Annotated in this window: 8 protein-coding genes; 3 read left to right on the top strand and 5 right to left on the bottom strand. The window is 39.0% G+C overall.

Going from position 1 to position 13,313, the window contains the following annotated elements; translation table 11 throughout:
• Positions 1-24 precede the first annotated feature (24 nt).
• Positions 25-786, top strand: coding sequence for an SDR family NAD(P)-dependent oxidoreductase (locus N6H18_RS03915; RefSeq protein ID WP_262310527.1), 762 nt, complete (start codon positions 25-27; stop codon positions 784-786).
• A gap of 199 nt (positions 787-985) precedes the next feature.
• Here the strand turns inward: N6H18_RS03915 and N6H18_RS03910 are convergent, their stop codons facing one another.
• From N6H18_RS03910 to N6H18_RS03880, 5 genes are all read right to left on the bottom strand, one after another.
• On the bottom strand, positions 986-1,996 hold the full coding sequence (locus N6H18_RS03910) for an alpha/beta hydrolase (RefSeq protein WP_262310526.1): 1,011 nt from the start codon (positions 1,994-1,996) through the stop codon (positions 986-988).
• A gap of 85 nt (positions 1,997-2,081) precedes the next feature.
• Positions 2,082-3,425, bottom strand: coding sequence for a PKD domain-containing protein (locus tag N6H18_RS18630; RefSeq protein WP_316044831.1), 1,344 nt, complete (start codon positions 3,423-3,425; stop codon positions 2,082-2,084).
• A 317-nt stretch (positions 3,426-3,742) separates the two neighbouring features.
• Positions 3,743-4,579, bottom strand: coding sequence for a PKD domain-containing protein (locus N6H18_RS03890; protein WP_262310525.1), 837 nt, complete (start codon positions 4,577-4,579; stop codon positions 3,743-3,745).
• A 409-nt stretch (positions 4,580-4,988) separates the two neighbouring features.
• Complete coding sequence (locus N6H18_RS03885) at positions 4,989-6,446, bottom strand: polysaccharide lyase family 7 protein (protein ID WP_262310524.1); 1,458 nt, start codon at positions 6,444-6,446, stop codon at positions 4,989-4,991.
• Between the two features lie 146 nt (positions 6,447-6,592).
• Positions 6,593-7,987, bottom strand: coding sequence for a polysaccharide lyase family 7 protein (locus N6H18_RS03880; RefSeq protein ID WP_262310523.1), 1,395 nt, complete (start codon positions 7,985-7,987; stop codon positions 6,593-6,595).
• A gap of 479 nt (positions 7,988-8,466) precedes the next feature.
• Between N6H18_RS03880 and N6H18_RS03875 the strand changes: the two genes are divergently transcribed.
• Together N6H18_RS03875 and N6H18_RS03870 are read left to right on the top strand one after the other, a co-directional pair.
• A complete protein-coding gene (locus N6H18_RS03875) occupies positions 8,467-11,481 on the top strand; it encodes a SusC/RagA family TonB-linked outer membrane protein (RefSeq protein WP_262310522.1) in 3,015 nt (1,004 codons plus the stop codon).
• 48 nt (positions 11,482-11,529) lie between these two features.
• Positions 11,530-13,116: a RagB/SusD family nutrient uptake outer membrane protein gene (locus N6H18_RS03870; protein ID WP_262310521.1), complete on the top strand. Its 1,587-nt coding sequence runs from the start codon at positions 11,530-11,532 to the stop codon at positions 13,114-13,116.
• The last annotated feature ends 197 nt before the right edge of the window (positions 13,117-13,313 follow it).

The raw sequence follows: 13,313 nt of genomic DNA, 5'->3' as shown, positions 1-13,313 counted from the left end.
ACTAGATATTAAATTTATACAACTATGAAATTAGAAGGTAAAGTAGCAGTAGTAACGGGAGCCACAGGTGGAATCGGTTTCGCAGTAGCCAAACGATTAGGTAAAGATGGCTACACTGTTGTTTTAAACGGCATTGAGGATGAAAAAGGAGCTAAATGCGTAGAGGAGTTAGCTGCAGAAGGTATAAAGGCTGAATATGTTGGGTTTGATGTGACTAGCGATGAAGCTGTAACAGAAAACATTACTAAAATCGGTGAAAAGTACGGTAAAATTGATCTTCTTGTAAACAATGCAGGTGGACTTGGAGGAAGAGCTAGGTTTGAAGAAATGACAACAGAATTTTACAGATTCGTGATGGCTCTCAACCTTGATTCAGTATTTTTTGCTTCAAGAGCTGCCATTCCATTCCTTAAAAAGGGTGAGAATGCTTCAATCATCAATTACACATCTAACGCAGGTTGGAATGCAGGTGGACCAGGCGCTGGTGTTTATGGTACTTCTAAAGCTGGAGTTCATGCAATTACAAGAGCATTGGCTAAAGACTTGGCTGAGTATGGAATCAGAGTAAATGCCGTATCACCTGGAACAATTGATACTCCATTCCACGCGCAAATAAAGGAAACTAAGCCTGAAGTATTTGCTACATGGAAGAACAGCATTTTGTTGGGTAGATTAGGCGAAGCAGAAGAGGTTGCTTCTGTCGTAGCATTCCTTGCTAGCAATGATGCATCTTTCATTACAGCAGAGACGATCCAAATTGGTGGAGGTCAGGCTTTAGGAATCTAATATTGTTTGCACAATTGAGTGAATAATTTTTATTTAAAGATGTTATAAAAGAAAAGGGAGATCTCAACGAGATCTCCCTTTTCTTTTATCCTATTACAACGTTTCAATTGGAATTAAGACTGATAATTAATTGGCTAGTGTGGGCTTTTATGAACGGCAGTTTATTCATTCTTGCATGGGGATGATTTTTTCCTACCTTTTACAATAGTTTTCTTAAGATAAAATCTTCTATCGACTCCTCATCCCGGGTGTCAATATCCAGTTCTGGAATGTAAAATCTGGAAGAAAGACCAGCTTCCTTTGCCTTATCCATCAGTACTTTGGCATGTAACGGATGATGGTATAGCTCTGAACTATTTGTAGGGACACTATTGGCAATTTTTTGGTTGGCAATGTAGATTTCTGGATCATCGGTAGTCATCAGACTCAGTATATCTAGGTGAGAACCCCATGTTTCATCAGAATTCACGTCTGTATCCTTCGCTCCAAGGTATTGTTCAATTCTAGATTTTCCGATGATGGATATTATGTCTTGATGATTAAATCCTAGTGTTTGGTACGTTGAAAATACCAATTGATCCCATTTGGCTATATCATAGGTAGCTTGTGTTTCGGTGCCTATGACTCCTAGTACTTGGGTAGACTGGTGTAGTATGGGCTCTGCACTAGTGAGGTCGGCTAAGTCACTGCTTAGTCCGATATACAGTGCTGTCCCAGCGCCCGCAGAGCTTCCCATTAGGATGATTTTGGAGCTGTTTATGCCTAAAGAATCGCGGTGGTGTTTGATAAACTGCAAGGCTCTTTTACAATCATTGATGCTTCTCATGATGCCTCCATTGTCATCTACATAGCGGTAATTGATGGTAGACACGGCTATGTTTTTGGACAATAAATTATTGATCAAATGGCGGTGGTAAGAGCTGGAGTATGCTTGTTTTTTATCTCCCTGTACAAAACCACCTCCATGAATAATGATTAGCAATGGTGAGGAGTTTCCATTCGATGGGGCGGGTAGGAAAATATCTAATTGATTCCTTTCATGTTGATCATAGGGGATATTTTGATAAAAGGTACTATTGTCTGGAAGTGTGAATGGTGGATTTTGTTGATAGGGTGCAAATTGAGTATCGTCAGAATAAATGATTTCATGCAAACATGAAGCAAAAACAATGAAAGCAAGTAAAGTGAATAGAGGGGCTATCTTTTTCATTTTTAATGCAATTTTTTCTCAGGTTTGGTTAGAAAAAAGCCGCTTAGGGTTTCTAAGCGGCTTTTAATTATAGGATTAATATTAATTAATCCTTAGTAATGATGATGTTGTCCAACCAGCTCTCATTATTACTATCAGCTGCTGGATCAATGCTCTTCAAAAAGAAGACCAAAGACGTCGTTTCTGCTGTGAAGTTCATTGTATAAGTGACCCATCCAGATTTAGTAGCATCTGCTTGCAATACGGGACTCTTAGCTGTAACAGACGTATAAACGTTATCACTTGCACCCCCGTCATCAATTATTTGCGTTTCAGAAGTTATAGGGCCTGTTAGCAAATAGGCTTTTAGTTTATCTACTTGCACACCATCAATCCATGTTTCTGTTGAGGCATCGAAGGTAACAGTGTATGAGGTACCTATTTCAACCACTATTTCTTGGTACAATCCTCGTAATGCATCAGCAAACTTGATACCGTTGGTTTTAGTCTCACCAATTTTTTTACCGTCAGTACTCATTCCCCCTACTTGGAAATTAGCGTCATCCCATCCATCAGGCTCTTCCCACATATCGTTATTTTTCTGATAGTTTTCTGTATCAGTACTAGCATACAAATCAAATGTGCCATTATTAAATTCTACAACAAGGACAGCAGCAGCTGCCACAGTTACTTCTGCAGTAATTTCGTTTGTTGTTCCATTGTCATCACTTGCTATCAATTTAACAGTGTAGGTGCCATCTGTAGCGTAAGTATAAACGGGATCTTTGTCTGTAGAGACGTCTGTATCGTCACCATCTACCCCAAAATCCCAAGAATAGGTAGTTGAATTAGTGGATGTGTTGGTAAATGTCACCTCAAGTCCATTGGCTACAGAGGTAAAACTTGCTACTGGCTCAGTTGATGCTTCAACTGTAATACTAGCGGTCGTCGTGTTGGTTAAATTGTTGGCACCTGTAGCTACCAAAGTGACGGTGTACGTACCAGCCGCTGCATAAGTATGCACTGGTGCAGCATCAGTAGAGGTTTGGTCATCACCAAATGTCCAAGCATAACTGGTTGCATTTTCTGAGGTATTGGTGAATGTAACTACCAAGAAATCAGCCGCAGAAGTGAACCCAGCAGTTGGTCCAACTACAGCTACTTCTACTGTGATAGATTCTGTTTTTGTGTTTGATTGCTCATCGTCATCAGTTGCTACGAGCGTGACGGTATAAGTTCCTGATTCTGCATAAGTATGAACAGGAGACTCATCAGTAGATGTAGCATCGTCACCGAAGTTCCACGCGTAAGATGTCGCGTCAGTGGAAGTGTTGGTGAAGGTTACTTTCAACTCATCCACCACTGAGGTGAAATTAGCTACAGGCTCAGTACCTGGTTTAGGATCATCGTCTTTACACGCGGTAAAGACTACTCCTAATACCATTATCATGGTAAATGTTTTTAGCCCTGATAATGGCTTTTTGAAAATAGTAAAATTTTTCATAATCTGTCTTTCATGTTAAATATATAGTAATTAGTACCAATCATTGGATTTCCAATGATTGGTGTACCAATATATTGGTTTTCCAAATATGACGCAAATTTTTTTGAGAGAATAAATTTGGATTGGAACAGTATATTTCTTCAGTTTATTTCTTCTAAATAACTACACCATCTTGCCAAATTTACCTGTCCTAATACGGAGAGGTAAAAAAAAAGCATTGAGTCAAACTCAATGCTTTTTGTATTCTATATTTTGCTAGGGTATCATTTTAACGTGATCTCGAAGTTGTCAAACCAAACTTCACGATTACTGTCTGATCCTACTGGATCCACAGATTTTCCGAAGAAAAGAACTTTGTCAGTTGTAGCAGTGAATTCAAATGTGAAAGTTTTCCAAGATGTTTTACCACCATTTGGATCACTTTGAACAGAGACTTTGCCTAAAGTGTTTGCATCTGTTACGCCATCTTTGTTCGTGATGATTTCACTCAACATATAAAAAGTAGCTAGGTCAACTTCTGGTACATCTAGCGCCTCTGTAGTAGCCTCGAATTTAACCTCGTATGTAGCTCCAACAGTAACGTCAACCACTTGGTAAACTCCTCTGTTTGGAGCATTGTATTTAATGCCATTGGTTTTGTTGCCTTCTGCGTCTAACTTGCCGTCAGTAGTCATACCACCAGCTCTAAATACTGCTTCATCTATTACCCATCCATTCTCTGCTACAGGCTCCCAATCATCATTATTCAATTGATAGTCAGGGCTATCACTAGCATATAAATCAAAGTTTCCATTTTTGAATGCGGCTTCTGGGATTACAATAGAAACGACATTCTCTGCAGTAGAAGTAGTGCCATCAGCACCAGTGATAGTCAATGTAACAGTGTAGTCGCCTGGAGATGCGTAGGTGTGTATAACATTTTGATCAGTAGATGTTGCATCATCCCCAAAATTCCAAGCATAGCTTACAGCTCCTTCAGAGGTATTGTAGAAAGTGACCTCAAATACTTCTACTTGAGCAGTAAATGAAGCAACAGGATCTACTTTTTTCCCCCCACCATCGTCTTCGCCACATGAAGTGGCAAATATTAATACACTCATAGCCATTATTGAGGCTACAAAACCTTTTGAAAGGAAGGCTACAACCTTGTTGTTTGTTAGAATCGTTCTTTTCATAGTCATTCTTAATTTTAGTATAGTAATTTTTCCTAATCTTAACTGGAACATGAAATGGTGTTCCAAAAATTGGTAGACCAAATTAATTAATACATTCCTTTTTTACAACTAATAGTACGTTTTAGAATTGAAAAATATTGAGAAATGGATGATTTGGGACAATATTATCGGTCAAGCTGTAAATTGGTACATTAATATATTGGAATACCAAATGGAAGAGAGTAATAAAGCTAGAGATAGATGTAAACATTTGATTGCTCCAAATGTTTACATCTTGATTAGCATAGATGATAAAACTCAAAACTTCCAATCTAAATAAAATGCAGTGCTGAAATTAGTAGAGTTCCATATCGTAGATAACAACCTCTGCCAAGTCATCCACATCATCATCAGGGTAACTTTTGCCATTGCATTGGTTTTTTGAACTCGATTGTGAGTAACAACCTGCTTTGAAGTAGCAATTTTTCAGAGTGACATCCCAGGTCAATTTATTTTCACCATTGTAGTTGACGATTACCTGATTGTTTTGAGCAATGATTTCGACAGTGAATATTTCTCCTAGTGTATAGTCGTTATCCAGTACGACATATCGCTTACTGTTTTCGTAGTAGCATCTTAAATCTCCAGTCTTGTTGTTAGGATCTCCAGCCTCAGTGATAGTCCCTGTGCAGATATCTCCATCTCCATCAGTGTATGCATCATATCTACCTCTGCCATTGCCAGTGAATCGAATGAGAATTTGGTCATCGCCATTGTGAATTTGTCCGGCAGCTACTTCAGGTTTGTTGGTAGGGGCTTGTGTGACGGCTTGACGCAAAACCATTTTATGAAGAGTGTTTCCTTCGTTGCTCCAATCTCTGGCGCCATTTCTATTGTATTCTCTCAGTTCTGACCTAGAGTAAAGTGTGCCAGTTGAGGTTCTTTCTCCTCCACAGTTGGCTGAGAAAGCTACTCCATACTCATCGGTATCTGGGTGTTGCACTGTTTTGAAAAAACCGTATGTCAACTCTTCATAAGTGATGAGTTCTTCTGGTTTTATTTCTTTGGCATCACCTGCATGGCTGTCCGTTACATATTCGTCGGATTTATTGAGTGGCAATGTTATTTTCCATTTACCTCTCATATTGAGGACGGCATGAGGAAATCCAGTTTCATCTTCATCTTCAAAAACTGATACTATGTATTCCTGTGTTGTTCCATCTTCAGCCGTGACAGTGTAAGTAACTGGAGAAGAAAAATCTTGACTCTCGCCAGATGCTGGAGAAATGGTCGCTTTTTCGGAAACTACAATGGTTGGCTTTAGATTCGTGCGGTCTGATTGAAACGGAAGCCAAGCTTCTGCTTCTTTGTATTTTTCATCAATGTGAGCCTCGACTTCAGGATTCAGATCGGCGAAGACGAAAGACAGTATTTCCTTCGATTCATCAAAAGGGTTTTCTGCAGTGATCACGGTCACTACATATTCTTGTGTAGAACCATCCTCCGCTGTTACTGTATAATTCACTGGAGCGGAAAAGTCTTGGGCTACGCCCGAAGCAGGTGAAATTGTAGCTAAGTCTGAAATAGTGATACTGCTTACTAGCTGAGTCAAATCTGTGCCATAAGGAACAGTAAGTTCAATGTTATTTTCAGAAATGACTCCTGTAATAATCGGATCCAATTCATTGAACTCAAATGATTCTATTTGCTTTGCATCACTGAGTATTTTTTCACCTTCATCTTCCTTGCAGCTCACAAGTGTGATTATTGATAGGAGCGTTATGCCTGATAGTAATAGTAAATATTGTTTCATTATCGTATTTTATTTAACCTGAATTAAGTGTTTCAGGAATTGATAGTGTTTGATCTTAATGACATTGATTCCCGTTCTTTTGTGGTTAAATCATGTCTAGTGCCGTCATTTTTATCAATCCCTGAAGTTTTGTTAATTTTTTAGTACTAGTTATGGGCTGTTCTTACAGAATACAATGTGACCTGACTGTCTTCCGTCATGTCACTGTTCCATTTAAAGTAATTGCCTGTTTTGAAGTAATTGTGATGTACATAGCCATTAGCCGCATAATCATATAGTTCAACGTATTCAGTATCAATGTCCTTGGCTTCACAGTGCAGAGCATAGTAGAGTACACCTCTTTGAACTTTGAGTTTGATCGTGAAGATTTCATTGTCCACTTGTCCAATATCCTTCTTGAAGATGTACTTGCTAGTCCATTCGTCACCTTCTTGGGTAGGCTTTCTGTAATATTCGATCAGCAGTTCGCCGTTATCCCATAGTACTTTGACTGTTGCAGGATCGCCAGGCACACCAAAAGTAGATTTTCCATGTATCTGTGCCACGTATGTTTGTCCGATACCATTGCAGAAATCTACTTTTAATGTAGAAGCCATAGCATGCGAACTTTTTCCATCCATAAACCAGTTGTCATTTGTATTTTGATTTCCTCTCCAGTACTCTCTTAATTCTGTTCTACAATACTTACCACCATTAATGCCAGAAACCCCCGAGGTAGTTTGTCCTGTGAACTTGGTGTACATCGTATAGCTATCATCTTCGTTTAGATAGAAGTATTCGGATGCTTCATCACTCAATGCATCGTTTTCGATGTCTTCATAATAGATAGAAGTAGCCCCACTAGTGCCTATAGGTACTGATAGATACCAATTGATCCAGTTGAAGGCAGGGCCTGAATCTACATCTAACTCCATTTCTTCTACTACAGTGACTGTATAAGTCTGCGTTGTACCATCTTCAGCTGTGACTGTATAAGTGACAGGAGTTGAAAAATCTTGTCCTACTCCAGAGAGGGGTGAAACTGTAGCATTGTCAGAAGTGACTATAGTAGGGACTAGATTCGTGACGTCTGTTGCCACTTGAACCCACGCCTTGATTTCACCGTCCTCTATGTAGGCAGATGAAACGGGATCAAGTTCATTGAATATAAATGAGGTGATTTCTTTGGCATCATTTAATGAAATCACTGCTGTCACCACATAGATCTGTGTTGTGCCATCTTCTGCTGTTACTGTATAGCTGACTGGATTTGTGAAGTCTTGACTGACACCTGATTCTGGAGATACAGTTGCTAAATTAGATATATTAATACTAGGCACAATGCTAGTCAAATCTGTACCATAAGGAACGGTTATTTCAATTGTATGGTCTGCTGTGATGGTACCTGTTATGATTGGGTCAAATTCATCAAAAACAAATGTTTCTATTTGCTTGGCATCACTGAGTAGCTCTTGGGTTTCGCCTTCATCTTCTTTGCACCCCGTCAATACAAGGAATAGGATGCATATAATACTGGATAGTAATATTAAATACTGCTTCATAATCTTTCTTTTAATCTTGTTTCATTCCCAGATGAATGAAACAAACCTAACTATTTATTAGAATACTATCTATTGGTTGATTAAAAAATATTAAATTGGTTGACCAAAATAAATCAATTGTCATGATACTGACCTATAATGTTATAGATGTGAGGGCATAAGGATTAGGCACTTACATTATTTGAGGCAGACAGTTTTTCATAATCTAAGTGTCGTGCTGATCTGTTAAATCTCTTGAAGCTGTATTCAGCATTCTAAAATTCACGGAGTGGGAGGTGTTTTCGCTTGATGGAGAGTGTGAAAGAAGTTATATTGTATAGCGGGTAATCAATTTGATCAGATTACATAAAGCACAGATTTTTTCTGAAAACATTGTGGACTTATTTGGATATTATCTATATTGGCGTCTCAATTAATTGGTAGACCAATTAATTGATCGTCCAATTAGAGTGAATTGCTAAATTTTTTAACTAATAATTATGAAAAGACTATTACTATTAAAAAGTAAATACATGGCGATTGGTGCCATGTGTTTGATGTCGTTTTGGTCATCTGCGCAGAGTACTGTGACAGGTGTCGTGACGTCCTCCGAAGATGGAGAGACTATTCCAGGAGCAACTGTATTGGTAAAAGGCACATCCAATGGTACAGTAACTGATCTGGATGGTAAATACAGTATCTCAGCTCCTGAATCAGCTACATTAGTATTTAGCTTCGTTGGTTTTGAAATGACCGAGGTAGCAGTTGCTGGTAGATCTGTAGTGGATTTGGCTCTTAAGCCTGATTACAAGCAATTAGAAGAAGTAGTCGTAGTAGGATACGGTACTGTCAAGAAGAGTGACGTATCAGGATCATTGTCTTCAGTGAAAGCAGAAGATTTGAATGCATTCCCTACGCTAAGTGCAGTTCAAGGTTTACAAGGACGAGCTGCAGGTGTGCAAATTCAATCTACCAATGGAGGCCAGCCTGGTGCAGAAATGAGCATGAAGATCAGAGGAGGTAGCTCTATCAATGCAAGTAGTGCGCCACTTGTTGTCGTGGACGGATTCGTAGGTGGAGAAATGCCTCCTCCAGCTGATATCGCATCCATGGAAATCCTAAAAGATGCTTCCGCTACTGCTATCTATGGTTCTAGAGCTGCCAATGGTGTAATACTAGTGACTACTAAGACTGGAGCTGTAGGCAAAACAAAGATCGACTTCAATAGTTCTTACTCTTATCAGCAAACTAGCAACAGATTGGATCTGCTTCAAGGAGAAGATTTCGAAAGCTACATTAAAGAAGCTCTACCAGCTTATGCCTACGACCCTACAGTGAATACTGACTGGCAGGATGAAATCTACCAAGCGGGTTCTATTTTGAACAATCAAATATCATTAAGCGGTGGGGGTGAAAACACGAAGTTTTATATTTCAGCTACACAATATGATCAAACAGGGGTAGTATTAAACTCTGGTTATGAGCGATACTCAATTACAAGTAATGTACAGGTAAAAGCTTCAGACAGAATCAATGTAGGGATGAACCTATATGGCAGAAGAAGTACTGATACAGGTATCTTGACACAGGAATCAACTGGGGGATCTGCTTCAACAGGTGTGATTGGAGCTGCCATGCGTCTGGAGCCAGATACCGCACCTCTTGACGCTGATGGGAATTACAACTTTTCAAGAATCGGTGACAACATTGATAACCCTGTAAATATTGCCAATTCATTGGATAGAGAAAAGGTAACAGATCGCTTCCAAGCCAATGGATTTGTAGATATTAAAATATTGGATTGGTTGAGTTTCAAATCTACTTTGGGGGCAGGTGTTACTTCATACAGAGAAGGACAATTTGCATCTTCTCAATTAAAAAGAGGAGGAACCACTGGTAATGCCTCATTGGAGTTTGATAAATCAACCAACTTATTGACAGAGAATTATTTCACTATCAATAAGGAGTTAGGTGTTCATAGAATCAATTGGGTGAATGGTTATTCTTATCAGAAGAGAGTAGGTGAAAACCTTACAGCAAGTGCTTCTGATTTCTTGTCTGAGAGTACAGGTTACTGGTTACTAGAAAGTGGTGCAGGTATTAACCCTTCTACTTCTTATCGTGATACTAGAATCTTGAAATCATATTATTCTAGAGCGCAATATACATTGTCAGACAAATATGTATTGACTGGTACAATTAGGTATGATGGAGCATCAAACTTTGCAAAGAACAACAAGTGGGCATTTTTCCCATCTGCTGCAGTTGCATGGAATTTAGGAGATGAGGCATTTATGCAATCAATTGATGCCATCTCAAACTTTAAATTGAGAGGTAGCTATGGATTGACTGGTAACCAAGGTATTGGCGCCTATCAGTCACTTGCTACATTAGATCCTCGTTATTCTAATATGGTTGGTGAAGGTTCTTTGATTTTGGGTAGTGTAGCTAACCCTGATCTGACTTGGGAAACTACAGCTCAATTGGATATTGGGTTTGATTTGGGCCTATTTGGTGATCGTGTGACTTTAACAGGCGATTACTATGATAAAATCACTTCCGATTTGCTCTTTTTTAGACCTATCCCATCATTTATTGGTGTGAATTCAACTCCATCTGTACAATTACAGAATTACGGTGAGGTTCAAAACCAAGGAGTGGAACTCATGTTGACCACTAGAAATTTGGTAGGAGAATTGAAATGGACGTCTAACTTGGTGTTTTCAATGAACAGAAACCAAGTATTGTCATTGCCAGACACTACTACATCATCATATAGCTCTACTCCAGGTCATTTCAATATTAATTCTGGATGGCAATTGCTACAGGAAGGTCAGCCAGTTGGTGTTTACTATGGGTTTGTTTATGAAGGGGTAACACAGCCTGGAGATGTGTTGTTGACAGGTTCTGATGCAAAAATTGGAGGTGAGCAATTTGCTGATTTGGATGGCGATGGTGCATTGACAGAAAAGGATAAGAAAATAATAGGTAATCCTCACCCTGACTTTACATGGTCATTCAACAATGATCTTACATATAAGAATTTTGATTTGAATGTTTTCATTCAGGGAGTTCATGGTAATGACATGATGAACATTACTAGAATGGAATTGGAATCAATGAGAGGTACGGCTAATGCTTCTGCTACTGCAGCAGACAGATATAGATTTGATAACCCAGATGGCAAAATTCCTTCTGTAGATCCATCAAGAACACAAAAAATATCTTCTAGATGGGTTGAAGATGGTAGCTATGTAAGATTGAAAAATATTGCATTGGGCTATACAGTACCTCAGTCAGTTTTAGAGAAAGTAAGAGTTAGATCTTTGAGATTTTATGTAAGTGCGCAAAACCTCTTTACGATTACTAACTATTCTGGCTTGGATCCAGAAACTGCGTATGGAAACGAAGGAGAGGGAACCAATGATGGAGATTCTAATAGAAACCTAGGATTGGACTATGCTGGATATCCTAACGTAAAAACTTATACTGTTGGTCTGAACTTAGGTTTCTAAGTAAGGCTTAATTCTCAATTCTAACAGTAAATTTTTAAAAATAAAATCATGAAAAAATCATATATAATATCGGCAATGTTTGCCATAGTGATGGTCTTTGGGATGTCTTGCGAGGACTTAGAAGAAAGACCAACTAGTGTTTTGGCTCCCGAAGGGTTGTTTAATACACCAACTGATTTGCAATCTGGAGTGAATGGTGCATATTCATTCTTATGTGACGAGAATTTCTACGGGAGAAAATTATCTTTGGCTCTTTTGGTCAGAGGTGACATGTGTGGTATTGGAGATCCATCAACTGCAGCCTATAGACAGGAGTGTGACAAGATGGCTATGAGTGTCAATAACAATGCGTTTGTTGATATATCTTGGCCGATGGGTTACAAAATTTTGGCAGCGGTTAATCAGGTAATCAATGCTAAGGATTTAGTGTCTGGATCACAAGAGGAAATTGATGGCGTGGTTGGTCAGGCGTATTTTATCCGTGCACATATCCATTATGTTATGGTTAGACTTTATGGAAAATTCATATACATGGATGGTTCTAATATTCTTAACCCTTACGACGAAGTAGAATCTGAAGTAGACGATATTTATGCAGGTATTATTAGCGATTTGGAGTTGGCAGCTGCAGGATTACCTGATGTACCAGTAGATAGATTCCACCCTGGAAAGGCAGCGGCCTATGGTATGTTAGCATCAGTCTACTTGACTAGAGGTGAGTGGCAAAAGGCTTATGACAATGCTAAAGAGGTCATTGATAATGCAGGTAAGTACAATGTAGGTTTGGAAGCAGATTATTATGATCTTTTTGATCCTGCTGTCTCTTCTAATGAGATCTTGTGGGAACTACGATTCAATGCAAATGATTCATATGAAAAAGTAGATGGTAGCCTAGGGGGCTCGAATTCTGGTACAGATCAGGTTACTTCTATCACTGGTCCAAGAGGTGATGAAAGATTCAAGGCCTTACATACTGATGCTTTTGGATGGAGTGCACTTGTTCCTGAGCTTTCAGTTTACTCAACTTGGAATGGCAAGGATTACCGCAAGGCTGTTAGTTTAGATACGGCTATTACATATCAAGGTGCGGAGAATTATTCTTATACCAACTGGGGAACTATTTCTCAAAACGTAGCAAGACCGCATATTGCCAAGTACTTTAGAGCGACTGGGGAGTCTGGTTTGAGAAATGGAGTCAATACAGGTCCTAGTTTGAGAGATTCAAATACGAAGCAAATCATATTGAGATACGCTGAGGTCTTGTTGATTGCTGCAGAAGCTGCAGTAGAGTTGGGAGACAATGCATCTGCAGTTACCTATGTGAATATGGTGAGAGCCAGAGCAAGGGCTGCTGCTGGAGCTGGAGACGCTAAATACCCACCGAGTGCAGTACCTGCTGATATCTCTGGAACAGTGACTTGGGAAGATGTAGTGGAAGAGAGAAGATTGGAGCTTGCCTTCGAAGGAGGTAGATGGTATGATATTGTAAGAAGAAAGATGGGTAATGTTTTCTCTGGTGCTGCACCAGCATTGGAAAACAGAACATTTAATCCAGCCAAGGATTACTTGTTCCCTAAATATCAGGTTGATGTGACTCTTCTGAAAGGATTAAATCAAAATCCAGGTTACAATTGATTCAACATAATTGATATAAAAAAAAACCGAGTCTAATGGCTCGGTTTTTTTTATGTCAATTTTTATCTGACACTTCTGAGAATTGGTTTCTGGATGGAGCGAATTTCCTTAGCCATAAGAAAGAGACAAACGCGAGTTTTTATAGGATTGAAAAGCACTAATAATTAGAATGACATATAGCTATCTTTGGGCAACTA

The organism is Reichenbachiella agarivorans, assembly GCF_025502585.1.
Lineage (GTDB): Bacteria > Bacteroidota > Bacteroidia > Cytophagales > Cyclobacteriaceae > Reichenbachiella > Reichenbachiella agarivorans.
Note: the sequence above shows the minus strand (reverse complement) of the source record. Positions and strands in the feature narration are given on the sequence as shown.